General features: G+C 62.7%; 24 protein-coding genes and 1 pseudogene. 8 read left to right on the forward strand and 17 right to left on the reverse strand.

The features are described 5' to 3' along the window. Positions 1-159: 159 nt before the first annotated feature. The 3 genes and pseudogenes from FA94_RS05250 (at position 160) to FA94_RS05260 (ending at position 2,690) form a co-directional block, all read left to right on the forward strand. Positions 160-1,419 (forward strand): M48 family metallopeptidase, encoded by a 1,260-nt coding sequence (locus FA94_RS05250; protein WP_035547490.1) that lies wholly within the window; start codon positions 160-162, stop codon positions 1,417-1,419. Next, positions 1,416-2,369 (forward strand): ribosome small subunit-dependent GTPase A, encoded by a 954-nt coding sequence (rsgA, locus tag FA94_RS05255; RefSeq protein WP_035547493.1) that lies wholly within the window; start codon positions 1,416-1,418, stop codon positions 2,367-2,369. Before FA94_RS05250 ends, rsgA begins: the two co-directional genes overlap by 4 nt. A 1-nt stretch (position 2,370) precedes the next feature. Next, a pseudogene (locus FA94_RS05260) lies at positions 2,371-2,690 on the forward strand (putative signal transducing protein). A 98-nt stretch (positions 2,691-2,788) separates the two neighbouring features. Here FA94_RS05260 and FA94_RS05265 read toward each other — a convergent pair. The 6 genes from FA94_RS05265 to rpsP all read right to left on the reverse strand — a co-directional run bounded on the left by FA94_RS05265 (position 2,789) and on the right by rpsP (position 7,096). Further along, positions 2,789-3,727 carry a CobD/CbiB family protein gene (locus FA94_RS05265; protein WP_035547496.1) on the reverse strand — a complete coding sequence of 313 codons (939 nt, stop codon included), beginning with the start codon at positions 3,725-3,727 and terminating at the stop codon, positions 2,789-2,791. A gap of 115 nt (positions 3,728-3,842) precedes the next feature. Continuing rightward, a complete protein-coding gene (locus FA94_RS05270) occupies positions 3,843-4,568 on the reverse strand; it encodes a CoA pyrophosphatase (RefSeq protein WP_035547499.1) in 726 nt (241 codons plus the stop codon). A gap of 91 nt (positions 4,569-4,659) precedes the next feature. After that, a complete protein-coding gene (gene rplS, locus FA94_RS05275; protein WP_035547504.1) occupies positions 4,660-5,046 on the reverse strand; it encodes a 50S ribosomal protein L19 in 387 nt (128 codons plus the stop codon). Between the two features lie 157 nt (positions 5,047-5,203). Beyond that, positions 5,204-5,971 (reverse strand): tRNA (guanosine(37)-N1)-methyltransferase TrmD, encoded by a 768-nt coding sequence (gene trmD, locus FA94_RS05280; protein WP_035547506.1) that lies wholly within the window; start codon positions 5,969-5,971, stop codon positions 5,204-5,206. A 24-nt stretch (positions 5,972-5,995) separates the two neighbouring features. Beyond that, positions 5,996-6,721: a ribosome maturation factor RimM gene (rimM, locus tag FA94_RS05285; protein ID WP_035547508.1), complete on the reverse strand. Its 726-nt coding sequence runs from the start codon at positions 6,719-6,721 to the stop codon at positions 5,996-5,998. 120 nt (positions 6,722-6,841) lie between these two features. Then, positions 6,842-7,096: a 30S ribosomal protein S16 gene (rpsP, locus tag FA94_RS05290; RefSeq protein WP_006050280.1), complete on the reverse strand. Its 255-nt coding sequence runs from the start codon at positions 7,094-7,096 to the stop codon at positions 6,842-6,844. Positions 7,097-7,268: 172 nt separating this feature from the next. Between rpsP and FA94_RS05295 the strand changes: the two genes are divergently transcribed. Both FA94_RS05295 and FA94_RS05300 read left to right on the forward strand, forming a co-directional pair. Continuing rightward, a complete protein-coding gene (locus tag FA94_RS05295; RefSeq protein ID WP_035547511.1) occupies positions 7,269-8,465 on the forward strand; it encodes a PQQ-dependent sugar dehydrogenase in 1,197 nt (398 codons plus the stop codon). Positions 8,466-8,592: 127 nt separating this feature from the next. Continuing rightward, complete coding sequence (locus FA94_RS05300) at positions 8,593-9,060, forward strand: NINE protein (protein ID WP_035547513.1); 468 nt, start codon at positions 8,593-8,595, stop codon at positions 9,058-9,060. Between the two features lie 23 nt (positions 9,061-9,083). On the opposite strand, the gene FA94_RS05305 is transcribed toward FA94_RS05300, so the two are convergent. Next, positions 9,084-10,247: a PA0069 family radical SAM protein gene (locus tag FA94_RS05305; RefSeq protein ID WP_035547515.1), complete on the reverse strand. Its 1,164-nt coding sequence runs from the start codon at positions 10,245-10,247 to the stop codon at positions 9,084-9,086. 128 nt (positions 10,248-10,375) lie between these two features. After that, positions 10,376-10,864, reverse strand: coding sequence for an Lrp/AsnC ligand binding domain-containing protein (locus FA94_RS05310; RefSeq protein ID WP_035547518.1), 489 nt, complete (start codon positions 10,862-10,864; stop codon positions 10,376-10,378). Between the two features lie 168 nt (positions 10,865-11,032). Between FA94_RS05310 and FA94_RS05315 the strand changes: the two genes are divergently transcribed. Further along, positions 11,033-12,319: a D-amino acid dehydrogenase gene (locus FA94_RS05315; RefSeq protein WP_035547521.1), complete on the forward strand. Its 1,287-nt coding sequence runs from the start codon at positions 11,033-11,035 to the stop codon at positions 12,317-12,319. A gap of 121 nt (positions 12,320-12,440) precedes the next feature. On the opposite strand, the gene FA94_RS05320 is transcribed toward FA94_RS05315, so the two are convergent. The 6 genes from FA94_RS05320 to FA94_RS05345 all read right to left on the reverse strand — a co-directional run bounded on the left by FA94_RS05320 (position 12,441) and on the right by FA94_RS05345 (position 18,801). After that, positions 12,441-14,231, reverse strand: a complete 1,791-nt coding sequence (locus FA94_RS05320; RefSeq protein ID WP_035547523.1) for an acyl-CoA dehydrogenase — start codon at positions 14,229-14,231, stop codon at positions 12,441-12,443. A 103-nt stretch (positions 14,232-14,334) separates the two neighbouring features. Continuing rightward, positions 14,335-15,270 (reverse strand): electron transfer flavoprotein subunit alpha/FixB family protein, encoded by a 936-nt coding sequence (locus FA94_RS05325; RefSeq protein ID WP_035547525.1) that lies wholly within the window; start codon positions 15,268-15,270, stop codon positions 14,335-14,337. A gap of 22 nt (positions 15,271-15,292) precedes the next feature. Beyond that, positions 15,293-16,042 carry an electron transfer flavoprotein subunit beta/FixA family protein gene (locus FA94_RS05330; RefSeq protein WP_035547528.1) on the reverse strand — a complete coding sequence of 250 codons (750 nt, stop codon included), beginning with the start codon at positions 16,040-16,042 and terminating at the stop codon, positions 15,293-15,295. Between the two features lie 251 nt (positions 16,043-16,293). After that, positions 16,294-17,091: a MetQ/NlpA family ABC transporter substrate-binding protein gene (locus tag FA94_RS05335; RefSeq protein WP_035547531.1), complete on the reverse strand. Its 798-nt coding sequence runs from the start codon at positions 17,089-17,091 to the stop codon at positions 16,294-16,296. 32 nt (positions 17,092-17,123) lie between these two features. Beyond that, positions 17,124-17,777 carry a methionine ABC transporter permease gene (locus FA94_RS05340; protein WP_035547534.1) on the reverse strand — a complete coding sequence of 218 codons (654 nt, stop codon included), beginning with the start codon at positions 17,775-17,777 and terminating at the stop codon, positions 17,124-17,126. Continuing rightward, on the reverse strand, positions 17,767-18,801 hold the full coding sequence (locus FA94_RS05345) for a methionine ABC transporter ATP-binding protein (protein ID WP_035547537.1): 1,035 nt from the start codon (positions 18,799-18,801) through the stop codon (positions 17,767-17,769). The genes FA94_RS05340 and FA94_RS05345 overlap by 11 nt, the downstream gene beginning before the upstream one ends. 241 nt (positions 18,802-19,042) lie before the next feature. Between FA94_RS05345 and FA94_RS05350 the strand changes: the two genes are divergently transcribed. Then, entirely contained in the window at positions 19,043-19,948 is a 906-nt protein-coding gene (locus FA94_RS05350) for an alpha/beta hydrolase (protein WP_035547539.1), read from the forward strand. Positions 19,949-19,968: 20 nt separating this feature from the next. On the opposite strand, the gene FA94_RS05355 is transcribed toward FA94_RS05350, so the two are convergent. Together FA94_RS05355 and FA94_RS05360 are read right to left on the reverse strand one after the other, a co-directional pair. Then, positions 19,969-20,772, reverse strand: coding sequence for an enoyl-CoA hydratase (locus FA94_RS05355; protein WP_035547542.1), 804 nt, complete (start codon positions 20,770-20,772; stop codon positions 19,969-19,971). Between the two features lie 93 nt (positions 20,773-20,865). After that, positions 20,866-21,789, reverse strand: a complete 924-nt coding sequence (locus FA94_RS05360; RefSeq protein WP_035549357.1) for a histone deacetylase family protein — start codon at positions 21,787-21,789, stop codon at positions 20,866-20,868. 280 nt (positions 21,790-22,069) lie between these two features. Here FA94_RS05360 and mltB point away from each other — a divergent pair, with 280 nt between their 5' ends. Beyond that, positions 22,070-23,218, forward strand: a complete 1,149-nt coding sequence (gene mltB / locus FA94_RS05365) for a lytic murein transglycosylase B (protein WP_035547545.1) — start codon at positions 22,070-22,072, stop codon at positions 23,216-23,218. Between the two features lie 120 nt (positions 23,219-23,338). Here mltB and cysM read toward each other — a convergent pair whose 3' ends face one another. Then, entirely contained in the window at positions 23,339-24,241 is a 903-nt protein-coding gene (cysM, locus tag FA94_RS05370; RefSeq protein ID WP_035547546.1) for a cysteine synthase CysM, read from the reverse strand. Positions 24,242-24,252: the final 11 nt, after the last annotated feature.

The raw sequence follows: 24,252 nt of genomic DNA on the forward strand, positions 1-24,252 counted from the left end.
GCGTGCAACCCGCGCGCCTGCCACGGCGAATGTTCGTTTGAGATTGGTTTGAAGCGTTTGGGCCAGTTTGGCCCGCGTTTGGCCTGCGTTTGGCCTTATGCCCCGCCGCGAGGCGGGAAGAAACATATAATTCTCGCATAGATACCACGGAATCCCCGGATGCCTACCCTGTACTTCACCGTTCTGTTCGTCGTCGCCGTCGTGGCGATGGTCGGCACCAAACTGTGGCTCGCGTCGCGGCAGATCCGCTTCGTCGCCGGCCATCGCGAGCAGGTGCCGAGCCAGTTTGCCGGCACCATCGCCCTCACCGCGCACCAACGCGCCGCCGACTACACCGTCGAGCGTACTCGCCTCACCATGATCGAGATCGTCGTCAGCGCCGCCGTGCTGGTCGGCCTCACGCTGCTCGGCGGGGTGCAGGCGCTCGATCTGGCGATCTCCGACTGGCTCGGCCGCAGCTACACCGGCCAGATCGCTTTGGTCGCGGCGGTGATCGCGATCACCAGCGTGATCGATCTGCCGTTCGACTACTACCGGCAGTTCGTGGTCGAACAGCGCTTCGGCTTCAACCGCATGAGCAAGGGCATTTTCTTCGTCGACCGTCTGAAGGGCGTGCTGCTCGGCGCCGCGTTCGGCCTGCCGCTGCTGTTCGTCGTGCTGTGGCTGATGAACCAGGCCGGCAGCCTGTGGTGGCTGTGGACCTGGGTCGTGTGGGTGGCGTTCCAGATGCTCGTGCTGGTGCTGTATCCGTCGTTTATCGCGCCGCTCTTCAACAAGTTCGAACCGCTCAAGGACGAAGCGCTGAAAAGCCGGATCGAAGCGTTGATGCAGCGCTGCGGTTTCGCCGCCAAGGGCCTGTTCGTGATGGACGGCAGCCGCCGCTCCGCGCACGGCAATGCGTACTTCACCGGCTTCGGCGCGGCCAAGCGCATCGTGTTCTTCGACACGCTGCTCGCGCGTCTGTCGGGCAACGAGATCGAAGCCGTGCTCGCGCACGAACTCGGCCACTTCAAGCGCCGTCATGTGATCAAGCGGATGCTCGTCACGTTTGCGATCAGTCTCGCGATGCTCGCCCTGCTAGGCTGGCTCTCCCAATGCGTGTGGTTCTACGAGGGCCTGGGCGTGCGGCCGTCGCTGATCGGCGGCAATAGCGGTCTGGCGCTGGTGCTGTTCTTCCTCGCGCTGCCGGTGTTCCTGTTCTTCGTCACGCCGCTCGGCAGCCTCAGCTCGCGCAAGCACGAGTTCGAAGCGGACGCGTTCGCCGCGACCCAAACCGATGCGCAAGATCTCGTCAACGCACTCGTCAAACTGTATGAGGACAACGCGTCGACGCTGACGCCCGATCCGCTCTATACCGCGTTCTATTACTCGCATCCGCCGGCGTCGCAGCGGATCGACCGACTGTTGCGTCACGCATGAGCGGCCGCTCCCCGAAGGCCAAGCAAGCCCCGTCCGCCGCGCGCGTAGGCGGCCTCGTGATCGCCGCGCATGGCCGTCACTACCTGGTTGCGCCGGAAGACGGCGGCCCGATGCTCCAGTGCTTCCCGCGCGGCAAGCGCAGCGAAGTCGCGGTGGGCGATCGCGTGCTTTACGAAATGACCTCGGCCGATCAAGGCGTGATCGTCGAGATCGGCGAACGGCGCAATCTGCTATATCGCTCGGATCAGTACAAGTCGAAACTCTTTGCGGCGAATCTCGATCAACTGCTGATCGTGCTCGCCACCGAACCGCGCTTCAGCGAAGATCTGCTCGGGCGCGCGCTGGTCGCGGCCGAAGCGAACGAGTTGAAGCCGCTGATCGTGCTGAACAAGACCGACGTGACGGCCGAACTCGAGGGCGCGCGCAAGCGGCTCGAATCGTATCGGGCGCTCGACTACACGGTCGTGGAAGTGTCGATCCGGACGCAGCCCGAGGCAGCCCTCGCTGTCTTGACCGAACATCTGCAGGGGCATTCCACCTTGCTGCTCGGCCAGTCCGGCATGGGCAAATCCACGCTGGTGAATCTGCTGATTCCGGACGCCGAAGTCGCCACGCGCGAAATCTCGACCGCGTTGAACAGCGGCCGTCATACCACGACGTTCACGCGGCTTTATCCGTTGCCGGATCTCGGTGGCAGCGGCAAGCGCGGTGTGTTGATCGACTCGCCGGGCTTCCAGGAATTCGGTTTGCATCATCTGACCGAAGGCCGGCTCGAACGTGCGTTCCCCGAGTTCAGGCCGCTGCTTGCGAACTGCCGGTTCTATAACTGCCATCATTTGCAGGAACCGGGCTGCGCGATTCTCGAAGCGGTCGCCGACGGCAGCATCCGTCACGAACGGCATGCGCTGTACGCGCAACTCGTGCACGAAGCCAGTCAGATCGTGCGCTGACATGAGGCTGATGCGCGCGCCGAATCTGATCATCGGACAGCACTGGGTGAATCTGCTCGAGACTGCGGGTATTCGTTGCGAGTTGCACAACCGGTATCTGAACGGCGCGCTCGGGGATATTCCGGCGGATCAGTGCGCGCCTGAATTGTGGCTTGTGGATGAGCGCGACGAAGCGATGGCGCGGCGGTTGATCGAGGCGGCGTCGCGGGGCCGGCGGTGGGGTCGCCTTCGTGGCGGTGCCATGCGTGCGCTGAAATGCTCGAGGCGCAGTTTACGGTGTGCTGGCAGTGTGGGACGGCGCGGGATCCGTTGGATGGGTGAATGAATGAGTGAATAAAAAAACCGGGCGATTGCCCGGTTTTTTTATGCTCCACGCTCTACGTGACGCTGGAGTCGCCTTGCGTGACCTTGCTTGGGTGTTAAGCCAACCACACCGCGATTGTCAGCATCAACAACAGAATCATCCACAGCACCACCGCACGCCACACCAGCCCCACCGCCGATTGCAACGTGCGCGGCGTGCAGTCGTCGCCGACCTGCATCGGACCGCCGTCGCCGGTGGTCAGCGCGTCGAGGCTGGAGGGTTCCGCCAACGGCCCGCTCAACCGCGCGCCCAACGCACCGCTGCCCGCCGCGAGCAAGACGCCGTCGTTAGCATCCGGCCACTGACGCGCATGGTTGCGCCATGCATAAATCGCGTCTTCGAAATTGCCGACAATCGCAAAGCCCAGCGACGTCAGTCGCGCCGGCACCCAGTCGATCACGAAAAACGCACGCTGCGCGAAGCTCGAAAACGCGGCGGTCCGATCGTCGACCGGCCGCGCCCACGTGCGCGCCAGATATTCGGCGATGCGATACAGCACCGCGCCCGCCGGGCCGACCGGAATCAGGAACCAGAAGAACACGCCGAACACGTGACGATGTGACGCCACCACCGCATGAATCAGCGTGTGACGCACGATTTCGCTGACGGGCATGTCCACGGTATCGAGCCCGGTCCATTCATTCAGGATTTCACGCGCACGCGGCACGTCGTCGTTATTCAACGCGAGGTGGATGTCGGTGAAGTAATGGCTGAACTGCCGGAAGCCGAGCGTGAAGTACAGCACCGCGACGTTCCACAGGAACGCGAGCGCAAAGTGAATGTGATAGAGCACGTAGTAGACGAGCGCGACGGCCAGCGTCCACGGCACCACCACCACGAGCCAGGCGAGCAAGCCATGCCTGGGCTTGCCGGCATCGAATCCGTGCGCCGCCGACTCCGCATGGTATTGAAGCAGCGCGGACACCGGATTGTTCGGCGACAGCGCGCGCACCTGTTCAATGATCAGAGCCAGCAATACGGAGAAAAAAGTCATGCGATGCGCCGTGCTTTTCGAGTTTTTACGATTGATTTATAACGATAGCACAGGGTCGGATGCCACTGAGCGAGGACGTTGACAAACACCCAACAAGTGCACAACCCGCAGCGATTCAAGCCGCAAGAAAGCGATAAAAATTGCGCAGCATGGCCGCCGTCGCGCCCCAGATGAAATGGTGGCCACCAACCGGATTGCCGCTCTCGTCACCCGCCTCCGTCTCCGCCGACGCCGCACGCGGGTACGGCATCGCGAAGAAACGGCGCTCGCCGCCTTCGTAGCGAAAGATACGCTCTTCGTGATTCGCGGGGTCCATCAGAAAAGCGAGCGGCACCTCGAAGACTTCGGCGACTTCGAGCGCATCCGCTTTCAACGCGAACGGCGGATGCACCAGACCAATGACCGGTGTCACGCGAAATCCGGTGCCCGTCAGATAGTCGGGCAACGCACCGAGAATTTCAACACGCGACGGCGCAAGACCCACCTCTTCCTGCGCTTCGCGCAGTGCAGTGGCGGTGGCGTCGGCATCGAAAGGTTCGTGACGGCCGCCCGGGAAACTCACCTGGCCGGCGTGGTCGTTCAGATGGTCGGCACGTTGGGTCAACAACACGGTGAGGCCGTGCTCGCGAACCACTAGCGGCACCAGCACCGCGGCAACACGGGGATCGACGTGCGTATCGCGCCAGGGCGCTTCGATGATCGGCTCGGGCGCCCACGAAAGACGCTGCTCGAACCGTGCTCGCAAGCCATCGGGCGTGAGACGCCCGCCAGCCACCGGCGGCAGATCGGCGCCTGTTGCGACAACAGGCAAGGTTTCGGGCTCAAAGACGGGGCGGATCAACGGGTCTCTCGAATAGGCGGAAGGGGGCGTGCCGCTATTTTGACCTGGCAAACAAAAAAGCACCCGCGAGGGGTGCTTTTTCTTACAGCATTTACGCTTGGGAAGCAGCGCGGTCTTTCGAGACCAGCTTTTCCTTGATCCGGGCCGACTTGCCCGAACGGTCGCGCAGGTAGTACAGCTTCGCGCGACGCACGTCGCCACGACGCTTCACAACGATGCTTGCCAGCAGCGGCGAGTACGTCTGGAACGTACGCTCGACGCCTTCGCCCGACGAAATCTTACGGACGATGAACGACGAATTCAGACCACGGTTACGCTTGGCGATCACGACGCCTTCGTAAGCCTGAACACGCTTACGCGTACCTTCAACCACGTTCACGCTGACGATCACCGTATCGCCGGGGGCGAATGCGGGGATAGTCTTCTCGCCGAGGGCGCGGCCAATTTCTTCCTGCTCGAGTATTGCAATCAGATTCATCACTGACTCCTAGGTCCATCTTGTCGGCGTTCGTACCTGCTTTGCGCCAAGTTGCCTTGTTACGCTCCGCTACGGCCCCGATAGAGGATGGGTTCACATCTGGCGCCGTACACGCATGTGCGGCGCCGCCTGGTGTCCGCTCGAAAGACCGCAGGCTTTACGCCTTCGACTCTTCCTTCGCGAGACTCGTAAGCCATGCCTCGTCGGCACGGCTCAACATCTTGTTCTTTCTGGCCTTCACGATCAGATCGGGCCGCTTGTTCCGCGTGTTGCGCAACGCTTCACGCCGACGCCACGCCTCGATTTCCGCATGATGGCCGCCGAGCAGCACATCGGGTACACGCACGCCGTCATATTCTTCGGGACGCGTGTAATGCGGACAATCCAGCAGCACATCGACGAAACTGTCCTGCACCGCCGACTGCGAGTCGTTCAGCACGCCGGGCAACTGACGCACCACGGCATCCATCAACGCCATGGCGGGCAATTCACCGCCCGACAGCACGAAGTCGCCAAGGCTGACCTCTTCGTCGACGACACGGTCGAGCAAACGCTGGTCGATCGCTTCGTAACGGCCGCACAACAGGATCAGACCGGGCTCTGCAGCGAACTGCATGACACGGTCGTGATTCAGCGTAGCGCCTTGCGGTGACATCATCACGACACGCGGAGCGCCAATACCCTGCTCCGCCTGCGCCGCTTTCGCCGCGCCGATCGCGTCTTCGAGCGGTTTGGCCAGCATGACCATGCCGGGTCCACCGCCGTATGGGCGATGGTCGATCGTGCGGTAGTTGTCGGTCGTGAAATCGCGCGGATTCCACGTACGCAACCCGTAGCGCTCCTGCTTGGCCGCCCGGCTGGTGATACCCCAGTCGGTCAGCGCGCGAAACATGTCGGGAAAGAGCGTGACGACATCGAACTGCATCGCTCTCTCCGTTCAGCGAATGATTTAGTAATCAGCTTCCCAGTCGACGGTAATCAGCCTGGCCGTCTGGTCCACTGTTTTGACAAAGACGCCAACGAACGGGATCAAACGCTCGCCGGTAACCGGCTTGCCGCTTTTGTCGGTAGCCGGATATTCGATACGCAACACCGAGTGCGCACCGTTGTCGATCATGTCTGCAACCTTGCCGAGATGGACCCCGGCAACGTTCACCACATCCAGGCCGAGCAGGTCGACCCAGTAGAATTCGTCGGCTTCGAGAGCCGGAAATTCGCTGCGGCTGATATAGATACGCGTACCGCGCATTGCCAGCGCCACGTCACGATCAGCGACGCCACCCAGTTGGGCAACCACACTGTCGCTGTGCGTTTTCGCCTGCAACGACGGCGCCGACTTGCGCTCATGGCCTTGCATCAGCCACCAGCGCTTCGCGCTCAGCAAAGCGTCGCCGCCATGCCCGGCATCCGCGTGAGCGGCTACCTTGACCCAGCCTTTAAGGCCGTAAGCATCGACGATTTTGCCGACCTCGACCAAATCGGCCGGCCAGCTTTCCGCCGTTTCCGGGCGCATTTCTGCAGCACCAGAAGCAACGGGTACGACCTCGGCTTTCGCCTTGCCCTCGGCTTTTTCGACCGGCTTGCGGACGAATGCACCGAACGGCGCCTGATCAGACGTCTTGGCGCGCGAAGTGGCCTTGGCGCGACCTGAACTGCCGGAATCACGCTCAGACATGATTGAACCTCGCGGCTAACTTCGACGCCTGTTTCAGCAAAACACTTTGCGCATCGGACTGCTCACGCAGACTGCGCGAGCCGCCGGCCGAACCGACGACGACACACATGCTAGCTACCATTAAGCAGCCGGCTGCGCCTTTTGCGCTTCTTTCACGAGACGCTCGACGGTCGGCGACAGTTGCGCGCCAACACCTTGCCAGTACGTCAGGCGATCTTGAGCGATACGCAGCGACTCACCCTTCGTAGCGACCGGGTTGTAGAAACCAACGCGTTCGATGAAGCGGCCGTCACGACGGTTACGCGAATCGGTTGCGACGATGTTGTAGAACGGGCGCTTCTTGGAGCCGCCACGAGCCAAGCGGATGATGACCATACTAGAATCCTTGAAAACCGGGGTTCGGAACGACTGAAACACGCGATTATAGCGGGAAACCGACGCCATAACAAACACTTACGGGGATAAACTGAGGAACGAGGTTGCGCCGCCCATCCTGAAACGGGCCTCGGACCCCGCCGAAACGCCCGCATTACCTGACGGAGCGCCTGTGAAACTCCTGCCGCCGATTGCGTTTTTGCCCGCCTTTTTTGCCGTTCGCGTGTGGTTTGCCGGTTTGCTGGCGCGCGCCTTACGTTGTCGAAGCACCGTGCACGCCGTTGCGGGCGTGTTGCTCGCTGGACAGACCCTCGGCGCCCTCGCCGCGTTGCCGGTCGAACGGATAAAACTGCCGCCGGGCTTCCGCATCGAGGTGCTGTCGGACGCGGTGCCCAGCGCGCGGGCCATGGCGTTCTCGCCGCAAGGCGTTCTCTATATAGGCAGCCTCGACGGTCACGTCTACGCGCTCGAATTGCAGAATGGCCACGTGACAGCCCGGCATGTCATCGCTTCGGGCCTGGAAATGCCGGCGGGCGTGGCCTGGCGGGACGGTGCGCTGTATGTGTCCGCGGTGTCGAAAATCTTGCGCTACGACGCGATCGACAGTCATCTGAACGATCCGCCCAAGCCGGTGGTGATTACCGACTCCCTGCCTACGGAAACGCATCACGGCTGGAAATTCATCGCGTTCGGCCCGGACGGCAAGCTGTATGTACCGCAGGGCGCGCCCTGCAATGTGTGCCTGAAGGATCGCGACCGGTACGGGTTGATCGGCCGGATGGACCCGGACGGCAGCCATTACGAGGTCATCGCGCGCGGCATCCGCAATTCGGTCGGTTTCGCATGGCATCCGGCGACGCATGAACTGTGGTTCACCGACAACGGTCGCGACCTGTTGGGCGACGACGTCCCGGACGACAAGCTGAACCGCGCGCCGCGAGTCGGCATGGACTTCGGCTTTCCTTACTGCCATGGCGGCGACACACCCGATCCCGAATTCGGCAAGGACCATCCGTGCAGCGCGTTCACCCCGCCGGTGGTCAAACTAGGCGCTCACGTCGCCTCGCTCGGCATGCGCTTTTATAACGGTTCGATGTTTCCCGCCGCGTATCGGGACAATATTTTCATTGCCGAGCACGGTTCGTGGAATCGCAGCAAGAAGGTCGGTTACCGCGTTGTGCGGGTGATCACCGACCCGGACGGCCGCGACGCTCATCAGGAAGTCTTTGCCGAAGGCTGGCTTCAGCCCGGCGAAGCGGTGTGGGGCCGCCCGGCCGACGTGTTGCCGATGCCCGACGGCTCGCTTCTGATCAGCGACGATTACGCCGGCGCGGTCTATCGCGTGATTTATTCAGGGCCGGCGTCCTGAAACGTGCGCCGCCACCGGGCGGGCGTAGAATGCGCGTCGGTCCGCGCCCTTCGGCGCGCCGCATCTTTCGACCGCCTGCTACTGCACGCTACTGCTCGCTACCGTCCGCCACTCTAACCTCGCCTACATGTCCACCCTTGCTTCGGCTTCCCCGCGCTTCAGATCCAAGACGATTACCGCCGCGCTGGCCTTTTTCTTCGGTAGTCTCGGCGCCCACCGCTTCTATCTTTATGGCACGCGCGACATTTACGGCTGGGCGCACCTGATCGGCACGCTGATCGGCATTCCGGGCGCCATGCTGGTGGTAGCCAGCGAGCGGGCCTCGATGCTCGGTTGGGTACTGGCATTTTTCGGCGCCGTTTCGCTGCTCTCCGCGTTTCTCGCCGCGATCGTCTACGGGCTGCGGCCGGATGAAAAGTGGGACGCGCAATTCAATGCGCAAACCCAGCGCCAAAGCCGCTCCGGTTGGACGGTGATCTTTATCGTGATCTTTTCGCTACTGATCGGCGCATTTTTGCTGATGACCGGTCTCGCCATCTCTTTCCAGACCTATTTCGAAGGTCAGGTGCAAGCGGCCAAGGCGCTGTCCCAGTAACCACCCTTCGGTTGCGCGCGGCGCTAAAAAAGATCCAGTTGAGGATTGGCCCGCGCTGGCGGCTCGGCCCGCGTCGGCGTGACCTGCCGGAAGTGCGACATATCCAGAATGCCGTGATCGCGCCGGTTTAATCCCAGGCGGCGCACGGCCTTATGGAATCGCTGCTTGAGCAGGTCCGCCCACAAACCTTCGCCCTTCATGCGAGTGGCGAAATTCGCGTCGTAATCCTTGCCGCCGCGCATATCGCGCACTCGACTCATAACCCTGTCCGCGCGATCGGGGAAATTCGCCGCGAGCCAGTCTTTAAATAGCGGCGCGACCTCCCACGGCAGACGCAACACGATATAGCTCGCGTTGCTTGCGCCCGCTTCCGCACAGGCCTCCAGCACACGCTCCATGTCCGGCTCCGTGACGAACGGAATGACCGGCGCAATGCTCACGCCGACCGGAATCCCCGCCTCGCTCAACGTGCGGATGGCGCGCAGCCGCCGCGACGGCGTGGCCGCGCGAGGTTCGAGCGTGCGCGCGATCTCCGAGTCCAGCGTGGTGATGGTAATAGCGGCCATGAATTGACCGCGCGCCGCCATGGGCGCAAGCAGATCGATATCGCGTTCGATCAGCGACGATTTGGTGATCGCCGCGAACGGATGGTTGCGCTCGCTCAGCACCTCGATAACCCGGCGCGTGATGCGCAAGTCACGCTCGACGGGCTGCCACGCGTCCGTATTCACGCCGAGCGCGATCGGCTCCGGCACGTAAGACTTCTTCGACAATTCCCGTTCGAGCAGTTCCGGCGCGTTGATCTTCGCGTAGATCCGGCTCTCGAAATCGAGCCCCGGCGACAAACCCAAATAACTATGCGTAGGCCGCGCGAAACAGTAGATGCAGCCATGCTCGCAACCGCGATACGGGTTCAGCGACACGCTGAACGGAATATCCGGCGACGCATTGTGCGTGAGGATGGTCTTGGCCCGCTCCTCGAACACTTGTGTACGCAAGACCTTGGGCTCGCCGTCGTCGTCTTCTTCCGGGACCGAAACCGCTAGCCAGCCGTCGTCGACCGCTTCGCGCTGGTCGACTTCGTAGCGGCCTTGCAGATTCGTCACCGCGCCGCGCCCTTTGCGGGGCGTCGGTGGGGCGACCGGAAATTCAGGAACGGAGTCGAAGTCGGGATCGGATTGGGTCACGGCTGAAGAGCACGCAGAACGCAGGGCGGGTCAAAACAAAAAACGGCGCAAAACACCTGTATAAATATACAGTGTTTGCGCCGTTTGTCGAGTCCCGCCAAGCCGTGAAGCACTGCCTAAACCGCCGGCTAATCCCCCACCGCGATCGTCAGTGTTTCCTTGATCTCTTCCATCACCACGTAACTCTTCGACTGCACGGCGCCGGGCAACTGCAACAGGATGTCCCCCAGCAGTTTTCGGTAATCGGCCATCTCGCCGATACGCGCCTTGATCAGATAGTCGAAATCGCCCGACACCAGATGGCACTCCAGCACCTCGGGGATCTTCTGCACCTCGCGGCGGAACTGGTCGAACATGTTGCCGCTTTTGTGATCCAGCGTGATCTCGACGAACACCAACAGCGCCGCGCCCAGTTCAGCCGGATTCACGCGCGCGTGATAGCCGGTGATCACGCCGTCGCGCTCCATCCGCTTGACCCGCTCGATGCACGGGGTGACCGACAGTCCAACCTGCTCGGCGAGGTCTTTCATGGCCATCCGGCCGTCCTGTTGCAGCAGGCGCAGGATCTTGTGATCGAGTTTGTCGAGGGACCGGACCGGTTGGCGCTGTGTACGCATGGTGTATTTGCTGAAAATCTTGAAAATACAATAACAAAACCTACCTGACTGTTAATAGTATAGCGGTTAACACTGGGCGACCCGCGTTGCACCTCGTGAATCGAATGAATGCCAACGAATCGACGCACGCGGCACCCATCCAACCTCTATTGAACAGTCGGAGCAGTTATGCGAGTCGTCGTTTTGGGCAGTGGCGTCGTCGGGGTGACGAGCGCGTATTACCTGGCGCGCGCGGGTCACGAAGTGACCGTGATCGATCGCGAAGCCGGCCCGGCGCTCGAAACCAGCTTTGCCAACGCCGGCCAGATCTCGCCGGGCTACGCGTCGCCGTGGGCCGCGCCGGGCGTGCCGCTGAAGGCCGTCAAGTGGATGTTCCAGAAGCACGCGCCGCTGGCGATCCGCCTCGACGGCACGCAATTCCAGTTGCAATGGATGTGGCAGATGCTGCAGAACTGCACGTCGTCGCGTTATGCGGTGAACAAGGGCCGCATGGTGCGCCTCGCCGAATACAGCCGCGACTGCCTGCAGGCGCTGCGCGCCGAAACGGGCATTCAGTACGAAGGCCGCACCGGCGGCACGCTGCAGGTGTTCCGTACGCAGCAGCAGTTCGACGGCGCCGCGAAAGACATCGCCGTGCTGCAGGAAGCCAACGTGCCGTATGAACTGCTGTCGGCGGCCGAACTCGCGCAAGCCGAGCCGGCGCTCGCCGCCGTGTCGCACAAACTGACCGGCGGCCTGCGCCTGCCGGGCGACGAAACCGGCGACTGCCAGATGTTCACCACGCGCCTCGCCGCGCTGGCCGAGCAACTGGGCGTCAAATTCCGCTACAACACGCCGATCGACGCACTCGCCATGGCGGGCGACCGCATTGCCGGCGTGCAATGCGGCAGTGAACTGGTGCGCGCGGATTCGTTCGTCGTCGCGCTGGGTTCGTACTCGACCAAATTCCTGTCCGGCCTCGTGAAGATTCCGGTCTACCCGCTCAAGGGTTATTCGATCACCGCGCCGATCGTCAACGCAGCGGCTGCGCCGATCTCCACCGTGCTCGACGAAACCTACAAGATCGCGATCACGCGTTTCAACGACCGGATTCGCGTGGGCGGCATGGCCGAGATCGTCGGCTTCGACAAATCGCTGCGTCAGGCGCGTCGCGAAACGCTGGAACTGTGCGTGAACGATCTGTTCCCGGGCGGCGGCGACACGTCGAAGGCAAGCTTCTGGACCGGCCTGCGCCCCATGACGCCGGACGGCACGCCGATCGTCGGCCGTACGCCGGTGCCGAATCTGTTCCTGAACACGGGTCACGGCACGCTGGGCTGGACCATGTCGTGCGGCTCGGGCCAGTTGCTGGCCGACGTGATGTCGGGTAAGCAACCGGTCATCAAGGCGGACGATCTGTCGGTGCATCGCTATCTGGGCGAGACCGCCGGTGCGCATCGTCCGGCTTATGCCTAAGGTTTAACCACGCTTCGCGAGAGCGGTTGCGCTGGCGGGTCGTTGGACTTTGCCTGCGCGAAAAAAAGCGCCCCGAGGGGCGCTTTTTTCATGCCGACGCGTTACGCGTAGTCAAACCACGTCAAAACTGATCGTCCGACAAAGCCAGCACGCTCTCGCCACCCTTCGCGCTGACAATCGACGCCTCGAACGCCGACGCCAGCGGCAACACATGCTCCGCGTAGAACTGCGCGGTCGCGATCTTCGCACCGTAAAACGCCGGATCTTCGTCGCGCTTCTGAGTGGCCGCCAGCAACGCACGCGCCATCTGCCAGCCGCCCAGCACCACGCCCGCCAGTTTCAGATACGGCACGCTGCCGGCAAACACCGCGTTCGGATCGGCCTTGGTATTGGCCAGCACGTAGTCCACCGCCGAGCTCAACGCGTCGTGGCCTTGCGCCAGATACTTCTTCATCGAGTCGAACGCCGGGCCCTGTTGCGCGCCGAGCGCTTCGACCGTGCGCGCCATGTCGGCGAGCAGCGACTTCGCAACCTTGCCGCCGTCGCGCAGCGTCTTGCGGCCGATCAGGTCGTTCGCCTGAATCGCGGTCGTGCCTTCGTAGATCGGCAGAATGCGCGCGTCGCGGTAGTACTGCGCCGCGCCGGTTTCTTCGATAAAGCCCATGCCGCCGTGCACCTGCACGCCGAGGCTCGTCACGTCGATGGAAAGCTCCGTGCTCCAGCCCTTCACGATCGGCACGAGGAATTCGTAAATCGCCTGATGCTCGGCACGCGTCGCTTCGTCAGGATGACGATGCGCGATGTCGCAATGCCCTGCCGCCACATAAGCCAGCGCGCGCGAGGCTTCGGTGAGGCCGCGCATCGTCGCGAGCATGCGGCGCACGTCCGGATGCTGGATGATCGCGACCGACTGCTTCGCGGAGCCATCCACCGGACGGCTCTGCACGCGATCTTTCGCATACGCGACCGCCTTCTGATACGCGCGATCCGACACGCCCACGCCCTGCATGCCAACCGCGAAACGCGCCGCGTTCATCATGATGAACATGTACTCGAGGCCGCGATTTTCTTCGCCGATCAGATGCCCGATCGCGCCGCCGTGGTCGCCGAATTGCAGCACCGCGGTCGGGCTCGCCTTGATGCCGAGCTTGTGTTCGATCGACACACAATGCACGTCGTTGCGCTCGCCGAGCGAACCGTCTTCATTGACGAGAAACTTCGGCACGATAAAGAGCGAGATACCCTTCACGCCTTCCGGCGCATTTGGCGTGCGCGCCAGCACGAGATGGGCGATGTTCTTCGCCATATCGTGCTCGCCCCACGTGATGAAAATCTTCGTGCCGAACACCTTGAAAGAACCGTCGCCCTGCGGCTCGGCGCGCGTGCGCACGAGCGCCAGGTCGGAACCGGCTTGCGGCTCGGTCAGGTTCATCGTGCCGGTCCATTCGCCGGAAATCAGCTTGGGCACGTAGGTTTGTTTTTGCGCTTCGGTGCCGGCGGTGAGCAGCGCTTCGATCGCGCCGTCGGTCAGCAGCGGGCAGAGCGCGAACGACAGATTCGACGCATTGAGCATCTCGATGCAAGGCGTGGCGATCAGCTTCGGCAGCCCCTGGCCTTCGTATTCAACCGGATGCTGCAAACCTTGCCAGCCGCCTTCTCCGAACTGGCGAAACGCCTCCTTGAAGCCGGGCGTCGCGGTGACCACGCCGTCTTTCCAGCTGCTCGGATTGCGATCGCCTTCGACGTTCAGCGGCGCCAGCACTTCGCCGCACAGTTTCGCCGACTCGTCGAGCACGGCCTGGGCCGTGTCGAAGTTAGCGTCTTCGAAGCCCGGCAGCGTCGCGATTTCGTCGAGACCGGCCAGTTCTTTCATCACGAACAGCATGTCCTTGATGGGCGCCGTATAGCTCATTTCAGTTCTCCTCCTGTCTTCGATATAAAAAGGGCGCTGGACTTGATCGGTCCCGCGCCCTTCGCTGTTGCTGCCAGACGCCTTGTAGACGGCGCTGCGGCGTTTAGCCGAGTTCGCTCACGAGCTCCGGCACGACCGTGAACAGATCGCCCACCAGACCGTAATCGGCGACGCTGAAAATCGGCGCTTCCGGGTCTTTGTTGATCGCGACGATGACCTTCGAGTCTTTCATGCCGGCCAGATGCTGGATCGCACCCGAGATGCCGACCGCCACGTACAGTTGCGGCGCGACGATCTTGCCGGTCTGGCCGACCTGATAGTCGTTCGGCACGAAGCCCGCGTCGACCGCTGCGCGCGATGCGCCGAGCGCTGCGTTCAGCTTGTCGGCCAGCGGTTCGAGCACCTTGGTGTAGTTCTCGCCGTTGCCCAGACCGCGGCCACCCGAGACAATGATCTTCGCCGACGTCAGTTCCGGACGGTCCAGCTTCGTCACTTCACGGCTCACGAACTGCGAGATGCCGCTGTCTGCCGCTGCGTCGATCTTCTCGACCGCTGCGCTGCCGCCTTCGGCTGCGACCGGATCGAAACCGGTGGAACGCACCGTGACGACCTTGATCGGGTCAGCCGATTGCACCGTGGCGATCGCGTTGCCGGCGTAGATCGGGCGCTCGAACGTGTCGGCCGAGTCAACTGCCGTGATGTCGCTGATCTGCGCGACGTCGAGCTTTGCGGCGATACGCGGCGCAACGTTCTTGCCGTACGCGGTGGCGGGCGCCAGGATGTGCGTGTAGTTCTTCGCGATGGTCAGCACCGTCGCTTCGACGTTTTCCGCGAGACCCGCTTCGAGTTGCGGTGCGTCGGCGAGCAGCACTTTGCTGACGCCAGCGATCTTCGCTGCCGCATCCGCTGCTGCTTGCGCGTTGTGACCCGCCACCAGCACGTGAATATCCCCGCCGATCTTCTGCGCGGCGGCAATCGTGTTCAGCGTCGCGGCTTTAATCGACGCGCCGTCGTGTTCTGCAATAACCAGATTCGTCATTTCGTCTGTCTCCGCGTTTCTCTTAAAGCACCTTGGCTTCAGTCTTCAGCTTCTCGACCAGCGTCTTCACGTCCGGCACCTTCACACCGGCGGAACGCTTGGGCGGCTCGACGACTTTCAGCGTCTTCAGGCGCGGCGACACATCAACGCCGAGGTCTTCCGGCTTGATCGTTTCCAGCGGCTTTTTCTTCGCCTTCATGATGTTCGGCAGCGTCACGTAGCGCGGCTCGTTCAGGCGCAGGTCGGTCGTGATCACGGCCGGCAGCGTCAGCGATAGCGTTTCCGCGCCGCCATCCACTTCGCGCGACACCGTTGCCTTACCGTCAGCCACGACCACCTTCGACGCGAACGTTGCTTGCGGCAGATTCGCCAGCGCAGCCAGCATCTGGCCGGTCTGGTTCGAATCGTCGTCGATAGCCTGCTTGCCGAGGATGACCAGCTGCGGCTGTTCCTTGTCGACCAGCGCCTTCAGCAGCTTGGCGACCGCCAGCGGCTGCAGTTCTTCGTTCGACTCGATCAGGATCGCGCGGTCCGCGCCGATCGCCAGCGCCGTACGCAGCGTTTCCTGCGATTGCGTCACGCCGCACGACACGGCGATCACTTCCGTCGCCACGCCCGCTTCGCGCAGACGCACGGCTTCTTCCACCGCGATTTCGTCGAACGGATTCATCGACATCTTCACGTTCGCGATGTCGACACCCGTGCCGTCCGATTTGACTCGAACTTTCACGTTGTAATCGACCACTCTCTTCACTGGCACCAGGATTTTCATGCACACGCTCCAAAGTTACGAATACGTCAACCCAGCGAACATTATAGCGACTGCCCTTACGGCAGCCGCGTCGCGGGCGCTCTAGCAGGAGGATATCGCTCCTCAGCGGCGTGACGGCAATAACGAACGATCGTTCTATTTTAATCTCGAAAAAACCCGGGTGACAACCCCGGGTCCCGATCTACGACTCTAATTTTGCATTGCCGTCGTGTCTTACTACGTTTGACTTACTACGTATGGGGGATGCCGGATCACCACGCGGTGATCACCGACCCACCGAATTTCGTGGCCACGAACTGCTTCACTTCCGGCGAATGGTACGCCGAGACCAGCTTGGCGACCCAAGGCTTGTCCTTGTCTTCCGCGCGGATCGCGATGATGTTCACGTACGGACCCTTCGGGTCTTCGGCGGCGATCGCGTCCTTCTTGGGATTCAGGCCGGCTTCCATCGCGAAGTTGGTGTTGATCGCGGCGGCGTCCACGTCGTTGAGCGAACGCGGAATCTGCGCGGCGTCGAGTTCGACGATCTTCAGTTTGCGCGGATTGTCGACGATGTCGAGCGGCGTCGCCTTCAGGCCGGCATCGGCGCGCAGTTTCACCAGACCCTGCTTTTGCAGCAACAACAGCGCCCGGCCGCCGTTGGTCGGATCGTTCGGCACGGCGATCTTCGCGCCCGGCTGCAACTCGGCGAGCGTCTTCACTTTCTTCGAATAGATGCCCATCGGGTACGTGACCGTATCGGCGATACGGATCAGCTTGTAGCCGCGGTCCTTCACCTGCGCCTGCAAGTACGGGTCGTGCTGGTAACTGTTCGCGTCCAGATCGCCGGCGGCGAGCGCGGCGTTCGGCTGCACGTAGTCGGCAAATTCGATGATCTTGATGTTCAGACCGTTCTTTGCCGCGACCGTCTTCACGACTTCCATGATCTGCGCGTGCGGACCGCCGGTGACGCCGACCTTGATCGAGTCTTCGGCGCGAGCCGCACTGGCGGCGAACAGCGACGCGGCGCCGAGCAGGGCGGCGAGCTTGAGAACCAAACGACGTTGCATGATGGACCTTTCCAAACCTGATGATGCTGTTGTTATTTATGGCTCAAACGACGCACGAGCCAATCCCCGAACGACTGCACCAGTTGCACGAAGACGATCAGGATCACGACGACCGTCAACATCACTTCCGGCAAAAACCGCTGATACCCGTAACGAATGCCCAGATCGCCGAGACCGCCGCCGCCGATCGCGCCGGCCATCGCCGAATAGCCGACCAGCGAGACGAACGTGATCGTCAACCCGGCCACCACGCCCGGCAACGATTCCGGCAACAGCACCTTGAAGACGATCTGGCTGGTGGTCGCGCCCATGGCCTGCGCGGCTTCGATCAGCCCGCGGTCGACTTCGCGCAGCGCGGTTTCCACCAGACGCGCGATGAACGGCGCGGCGGCGATCGTCAGCGGCACCACGGCGGCCATCGTGCCGATCGACGAACCGACGATCAGACGCGTGAACGGAATCACCGCGACCAGCAGGATGATGAACGGCGTCGAACGCACCGCATTGACGATCACGCCCATCACGCGATTCACCGCGATGTTCTGCAACACGCCCTGACGATCGGTCAGGTACAGCAACACGCCGAGCGGCAAGCCCACCGCTGCGCCGACCAGTCCGGAAATGCCCACCATCACGAGCGTTTCCCAGAACGACTGGACGAACATATCGAACATTTCACTCAACATACGAGAGCTCCTCCACCACCACACCCTGTTCGCGCAGATACGTCAGCGCCTGCGCCACCTTCACCGGTTCACCGCCCGCGAGCACCGCGAGCGAGCCGAACGTCTGCCCCTGGATCTCGTCGATCTGGCCGTGCAGGATGTTGAAGTCGAGTTCGAAGCGGCGAATCGTCTCCGACAGAATTGGCTGGTCGACGCCCGAGCCGGTGAACGCCAGACGCAGCAAATGGCCGCTGCCGGTTTTCAGGCGTTCGGCAACGCGCGCTTTCATGGCGGGCGGCAGTTCCTGCGCGATCACGTCGCCGATCAAGGCGCGCGTGACTTCGTGGTGCGGTTGCAGGAACACGTCGATGACTTTGCCCTCTTCGACCACACGGCCGGCGTCCAGCACCGCGACGCGGTCGCAGACCTGCTTGATCACGTCCATCTGGTGGGTGATCAGCACGATCGTCAGGTTCAGTTCGCGATTGATGCGTTTGAGCAGGTCGAGAATCGCGCGGGTGGTTTCGGGATCGAGCGCGGAGGTAGCCTCGTCGGAGAGCAGCACTTTCGGCTTGCTCGCCAACGCACGCGCGATACCGACGCGCTGCTTCTGGCCGCCGCTGATCTGCGCCGGATAACGGTCTTTCTGCGCCGACAGGCCGACCAGCTCGAGCAGCGGCAGCACGTTCGCTTCGATTTCGGCGCGTTTCATGCCGGCGAGTTCGAGCGGCAGCGCGACGTTCTCGTACACGGTACGCGACGACAGCAGGTTGAAGTGCTGGAAGATCATGCCGATTTCACGGCGCGCCTCGCGCAGTTGCGCGGCGGGCAGCGTGGTCAGATCGCGGCCGTTGACGACGATATTGCCCTCGGACGGGCGCGTCAGCAGATTGAGGGTGCGGACGAGCGTGCTCTTGCCCGCGCCGCTTCGGCCGATGATGCCGAACACTTCACCCGCCGGAATCGACAGATTGACGTTGTGCAGCGCCTCGACCCAGCCCCGGGGTCCGGCGAAACGCTGGGAGATATTGCGTATTTCGATCATGGAAAAACGAAACGGCGGAGTTTGTCTGCGAGCGTGGTGTGCTCCGGACAAGCGGCCGCCGTTGCTTTTATTGGGATTTGAGGCCGCAATTCTACCGCAGCGGCGTCATTCCCTTTAATAATCAATTGCGCGCTTTTTATAACCTGAGAGCATTAGAGACCTGCCCGGTACGGGATGCTCGCGTGCGTCGCGTGGCAGCGACTATGATCGGGCGGAACAAAATCAGGATAAGACAGCGGCCATGGAGACATCCCAAAACAGCAAGGTGCGGCCCATCGAGGGCACGCGGACGAGCGGCGCAGCGCAGCGCGGGTCAGTCACGACCGCCGACGGTTTGACGTTGCCGCTCTACCGCTGGCCGACGACCGCGCCATTGCGCGCGACGGTGGCGCTGCTGCACGGTCTCGCCGAGCACGCCGGGCGTTATGCCGCGCTGGCTGCGCGGTTGAATGCCGCCGGCATCGAACTGGTCGCGATCGATCTGCGCGGTCACGGCGAAGCGCCGGGCAAACGCGCTTACGTGAACCGCTTCGACGACTATCTGCTCGACGCGCAGGCGCTGCTCGACGCGGCGGCGCAAAGTTGCGCACCGCTCTTTCTGATGGGACACAGCATGGGTGGCGCGGTGGCCGCGCTGTACGCAATCGAGCGGCTCGGCGCGACCCGCCGGCGCTTGAACGGGCTGATTCTGTCGAGTCCGGCGCTTGCGCCCGGCCGTGACGTGCCGCGCTGGATGCTCAAGCTGAGCCAGGTGATCAGCCGTTTATGGCCAGGCTTTCCCGCAATGAAAATCGACGCCGCGTTGCTGTCGCGCCTCGAACCGGTGGTGAAGGCCAATCGCAACGATCCGCTCGTGCATCACGGCGCGATTCCGGCGCGCACGGGCGCCGAGTTGTTGCTGGCGATGGCGCGGATCGAAAATGGCCGCGCGGGGTTGCGCGTGCCGCTGCTGGTGTATCACGGCACCGCCGATAAGCTCACGGAGCCCGACGGCAGCCGCGCCTTCGGTCAGTTCGCGGGTTCGCCGGATAAGACGCTCACGCTGCACGAAGGCAGCTATCACGAGACGATGAACGACATGGATCGGGATCGGGTGATTGGGGCGTTGATCGAGTGGATCGAGAAACGGGTGGTGGTGAGAGGCTGAGCGAGAGCGGCTGGACGCACCTAGCCCTTCCAGTCCGGCGGCCGCTTTTCGATGAACGCCTGCACGCCTTCGAGCGCCGAGTCATCCATCATGTTGCAGGCCATCGTCTGGCCGGCGAGCTGATACGCCGCTTCAATGCCCATCTCAAGCTGACGATAAAAAAGCCCCTTGCCCGCGCTCACCGCTTCAACCGGTTTCGCGCAAATGCTGGTGGCGAGCCGCGCGATTTCCGCGTCTAACGCATCCGCCGGCGCTACGCGATTCACCAGACCCTGCTGCTTCGCTTCGGCGGCATCGATGAAATCGCCGGTCAGCAACATCTCCAGCGCGGCCTTGCGCGACAGGTTGCGCGACAGCGGCACCGACGGCGTCGCGCAGAACAGCCCCAGATTCACGCCCGACACCGCGAAGCGCGCCGTCTCGGCTGCAACCGCTAGATCGCACATCGCAACCAGCTGACAACCTGCCGCCGTGGCAATGCCCTGCACCCGCGCGATCACCGGTTGCGGCATGCGCTGGATCGTCATCATCAGTTTCGTGCAGCGGGCGAACAGCGCCTGGTAGTACGCCAACGACGGCGCCGCGCGCATCTCCTTCAGATCGTGGCCCGCGCAGAATGCGCGACCTGCACCCGCGATCACGACCACGCGCGCCGCCGACGACTGCGCGATCTCGGCCAGCGCCGTCTGCAACGCGTCGAGCAAGGCTTCGGACAGCGCGTTGAATGCGTCGGGCCGGTTCATCGTCACCCGCACGACGCCCGGCACGCCATACGCGCCGTGTTCGATCTCGACTAATGAAGCGTTGCGCACGTCGGCATTCATGGCTCGGTCCTGGTTGAATTCACGTAAGCCGCGCGTTGATGGCACGGCGCGTTAGCGGCAACCTGCCGCACAGCGCTTCAGCGGTTCTGCGAATCAAATCCCGGCCAGTGCACGCAAATGCGCCACCACGCTACGCCCGAGCGCCGACAGGTTATAACCGCCCTCAAGACAACTGACGATGCGCCCACGCGCATAACGCTTCGCGATCTCGCGCATCTGGTCGGTGATCCACGCGTAGTCGTCTTCGACGAGGCCCATGTTGCCGAGATCGTCCTCGCGATGCGCGTCGAAACCCGCGGAGATGAAAATCATCTCCGGCTTGAATTCATGCAGACGCGGCAGCCACATCATGTCCACCACCTCGCGCACTTCCATGCCTTTCGAGCGCGCCGCCATCGGCACGTTGCACATGTTGGACGCCTGGTTGTCCGCGCCGGTGAACGGATAGAACGGATGCTGGAAGATGCTGCACATCAACACGCGCGAGTCGCCCGAGAAAGCCGCTTCGGTGCCGTTGCCGTGATGCACGTCGAAATCGATAATCGCGACGCGCTCCAGGCCATGCACTTCGAGCGCATGACGCGCGGCGATCGCGACGTTGTTGAAGAAGCAGAAGCCCATCGCGCGCGCCGGCTCCGCATGGTGACCCGGCGGGCGCACGCTGCAGAACGCGTTGTCGTAACGGCCTTCGATCACCGCGTCCGTCGCGGCCACCGCCGCGCCCGCCGCGCGCAACGCGGCCTGCCACGTGTGCGGGTTCATTGACGTATCGGGGTCGATCTCGGCGAGACCTTCGGCGGGCGAACGGCTGCGAATGTAGTCGACGTGAGCTTGCGTATGCACGCGCAGCAGCGCGGCTTCGTCGGCGAGCGGCGACGACTCGCGCTCGATCAGCGAGTCGATGCGGCTCGCGATCATTTGATCTTCGATCGCCTGCAGACGCGCGGGGCATTCGGGATGCCATTGCCCCATATCGTGCAGCAAACAGTCGGCGTGGGAATAAAAACCTGTTGCCATGATTCTCTTCTGCGGCGCGGCACCGTGATGCACGCGCGGCGTGTCTCCATCCAGGGCGCGCGCCCTCGGCGCGCCAACATTTATCAAGTTACCACACGACGCGGGTACGACGTATCCACCACAGTTTTGCAGAAGGCGTCGGGTATACTGCCCCGTACCGTTTTTCCCCGTCTCTTGCGCACCGCGCCTTCAGCTCACTATGACCGTCAAGCTTGCTCTGTCTGCACGAAACCGGCTACGCACCAAAACGGTAGTCGCCGCACTATCCGTCGTATCGTGCATGTTCATGGCAACCCATCCGGCGCAAGCGCAAAGCGCCGGCAAGAAAGCGCCGGTGCAGATCGCGCAAAGCCAACCGCAGCCCGCCGTGCCGCAAGGGCAAACCTTCGAAGAAGAGATCGTTCCGCAGCGCTACGCGAACAACGCCGCGGTGGACACGTTCATCAACGACATGGTCGCGCGCTACGACTTCGATCCCGACGCGCTGCACGCGCTGTTTTCGCACGTGAGCTATTCGGCGACCGCGGTCAAGCTGGTGACGCCGTCGCCCTCGCCGTCCATCAAGAACTGGCGCGTCTATCAGTCGCGCTTTCTCGACCAGATCCGCATCAACGCCGGCGTGCGCTTCTGGCGCGCCAACCAGGCCACGCTGCAACGCGCGTACGAGGAGTTCGGCGTGCCGCCGGAAGTGGTCGTCGGCATTATCGGCGTGGAGACGATTTACGGTCGCTTCATGGGCAATTTCCGCGTGCTCGACGCGCTGACCACGCTCAGCTTCGACTACCCGAGCACCGCCAATCGCGCGGATCGCCAGGCGACCTTCCGCAAGAATCTCGAAGACTACCTGGTGTGGACCCGTGATTCGCAGATCGACCCGACCACAGTGCTCGGCTCGTACACCGGCGCGATCGGTATTCCGCAGTTTCTGCCGAGCAGCATCGTTCAGTACGCGGTGAGCTACGACGGCAACAAGCAGATCGACCTGCGCACCAACCAGGCGGATGCGATCGGCAGCGTGGCGAACTATCTGCGTCAGAACGGCTGGGAAAACGGCCGGCCGGTGGTGTGGAAAATCGGCACGGACGCCGGCAGCCTGGGCGTCGCGCAAGCCGCCGCCGACGGCAAGCCGGAACCGCATTGGCCGCTCGACCAGTTGCTGCGCGCCGGCCTGCTGCTCAACGAACCGGACGTCGACATCGCCGCGGAAGCCGGTACGCCGGTCACGGTGGTGGACCTGCCGTCGCCGGGACGCGGCACCGAGTACATGCTCGGCCTGAAGAACTTCTACGTGCTGACGCGCTATAACCGCAGCTTCTTTTATGCGCTCGCGGTTTATCAGTTGGGCCAGCGCGTCAAGGCGCAGATGGAAGCGAGCGACGCGGCAAGCGCTGTCAAGAATGCAACGCCGCCCGTGGCGGCTTCGCAGTAAATCCGCTATCGGCGCGCGAGCCGGCTAGCGGTTCGCGACGTATCGCACGAGCATAAAAAAAGCGCCGGTCCTTTTTGAAAGGACCGGCGCTTTTGCATTCGTTCAAGCGAAGCCGCGTACTCAGGCGGGAAACACACCCGTCGACAAATACCGGTCGCCGCGATCGCAGACAATGAACACGATCGTCGCGTTCTCGACCTGACGCGCCACGCGTAGCGCCACTTCGCACGCGCCGCCCGACGAGATGCCGGCAAAGATGCCCTCCACCGCCGCCATACGACGCACCATCGCTTCGGCCGCGGCCTGGCTCACGTTTTCGACGCGATCCACACGGCTGCGATCGAAAATCTTCGGCAGATACGCTTCCGGCCACTTGCGGATGCCCGGAATACGCGAGCCCTCTTCGGGCTGCGCGCCGACAATCTCAATTGCCTGATTCTGTTGCTTCAGATACGTGGACACGCCCATGATCGTGCCCGTCGTACCCATGGACGATACGAAGTGCGTAATGCGCCCTTCTGTATCGCGCCAGATTTCCGGACCCGTGCCTTCGACGTGCGCCGCCGGATTATCCGGATTCGCGAACTGGTCGAGGATGATGCCCTTGCCTTCGCGCTGCATCTGCTCGGCGAGATCGCGGGCGTATTCCATGCCGCCGGTGACGGGCGTCAGAATGATCTGCGCGCCGTACGCGGCCATGCTCTGACGGCGCTCGATCGACAGATCTTCCGGCATGATCAGCACCATCTTGTAGCCGCGGATCGCGGCCGCCATGGCGAGCGCAATGCCGGTGTTGCCGCTGGTCGATTCGATCAGCGTGTCGCCCGGCTTGATGCGGCCGCGCGCTTCCGCTTTCTTGATCATCGACAGCGCCGGACGATCCTTCACCGACCCCGCGGGATTGTTGCCCTCGAGCTTCGCAAGGATCACGTTATTGCGGCTGCGAATTTCGTCGTCGGGAAGCCGGACGAGTTGCACGAGCGGCGTATTGCCGATCGTGTCTTCAATCGTTTTGTAAGCCATATCGTTTCTGG

The sequence above is a fragment of the Burkholderia sp. 9120 genome, assembly GCF_000745015.1.
Lineage (GTDB): Bacteria > Pseudomonadota > Gammaproteobacteria > Burkholderiales > Burkholderiaceae > Paraburkholderia.

What these genes read in the sequence shown, in the direction of transcription:
- trmD (WP_035547506.1), bottom strand. Translation starts at nt 5,971, where the DNA reads ATGCAGTTCGATGTCGTCACGCTCTTTCCCGACATGTTTCGCGCGCTG.
- FA94_RS05360 (WP_035549357.1), bottom strand. Translation starts at nt 21,789, where the DNA reads ATGGCAACAGGTTTTTATTCCCACGCCGACTGTTTGCTGCACGATATG.
- rimM (WP_035547508.1), bottom strand. Translation starts at nt 6,721, where the DNA reads ATGTCTGAGCGTGATTCCGGCAGTTCAGGTCGCGCCAAGGCCACTTCG.
- FA94_RS05320 (WP_035547523.1), bottom strand. Translation starts at nt 14,231, where the DNA reads ATGAGCTATACGGCGCCCATCAAGGACATGCTGTTCGTGATGAAAGAA.
- mltB (WP_035547545.1), top strand. Translation starts at nt 22,070, where the DNA reads ATGTTCATGGCAACCCATCCGGCGCAAGCGCAAAGCGCCGGCAAGAAA.
- FA94_RS05315 (WP_035547521.1), top strand. Translation starts at nt 11,033, where the DNA reads ATGCGAGTCGTCGTTTTGGGCAGTGGCGTCGTCGGGGTGACGAGCGCG.
- FA94_RS05350 (WP_035547539.1), top strand. Translation starts at nt 19,043, where the DNA reads ATGGAGACATCCCAAAACAGCAAGGTGCGGCCCATCGAGGGCACGCGG.
- FA94_RS05300 (WP_035547513.1), top strand. Translation starts at nt 8,593, where the DNA reads ATGTCCACCCTTGCTTCGGCTTCCCCGCGCTTCAGATCCAAGACGATT.
- rplS (WP_035547504.1), bottom strand. Translation starts at nt 5,046, where the DNA reads ATGAATCTGATTGCAATACTCGAGCAGGAAGAAATTGGCCGCGCCCTC.
- FA94_RS05325 (WP_035547525.1), bottom strand. Translation starts at nt 15,270, where the DNA reads ATGACGAATCTGGTTATTGCAGAACACGACGGCGCGTCGATTAAAGCC.
- FA94_RS05330 (WP_035547528.1), bottom strand. Translation starts at nt 16,042, where the DNA reads ATGAAAATCCTGGTGCCAGTGAAGAGAGTGGTCGATTACAACGTGAAA.
- FA94_RS05355 (WP_035547542.1), bottom strand. Translation starts at nt 20,772, where the DNA reads ATGAATGCCGACGTGCGCAACGCTTCATTAGTCGAGATCGAACACGGC.
- rpsP (WP_006050280.1), bottom strand. Translation starts at nt 7,096, where the DNA reads ATGGTCATCATCCGCTTGGCTCGTGGCGGCTCCAAGAAGCGCCCGTTC.
- FA94_RS05250 (WP_035547490.1), top strand. Translation starts at nt 160, where the DNA reads ATGCCTACCCTGTACTTCACCGTTCTGTTCGTCGTCGCCGTCGTGGCG.
- rsgA (WP_035547493.1), top strand. Translation starts at nt 1,416, where the DNA reads ATGAGCGGCCGCTCCCCGAAGGCCAAGCAAGCCCCGTCCGCCGCGCGC.
- FA94_RS05310 (WP_035547518.1), bottom strand. Translation starts at nt 10,864, where the DNA reads ATGCGTACACAGCGCCAACCGGTCCGGTCCCTCGACAAACTCGATCAC.
- FA94_RS05265 (WP_035547496.1), bottom strand. Translation starts at nt 3,727, where the DNA reads ATGACTTTTTTCTCCGTATTGCTGGCTCTGATCATTGAACAGGTGCGC.
- FA94_RS05340 (WP_035547534.1), bottom strand. Translation starts at nt 17,777, where the DNA reads ATGTTGAGTGAAATGTTCGATATGTTCGTCCAGTCGTTCTGGGAAACG.
- FA94_RS05335 (WP_035547531.1), bottom strand. Translation starts at nt 17,091, where the DNA reads ATGCAACGTCGTTTGGTTCTCAAGCTCGCCGCCCTGCTCGGCGCCGCG.
- FA94_RS05345 (WP_035547537.1), bottom strand. Translation starts at nt 18,801, where the DNA reads ATGATCGAAATACGCAATATCTCCCAGCGTTTCGCCGGACCCCGGGGC.
- cysM (WP_035547546.1), bottom strand. Translation starts at nt 24,241, where the DNA reads ATGGCTTACAAAACGATTGAAGACACGATCGGCAATACGCCGCTCGTG.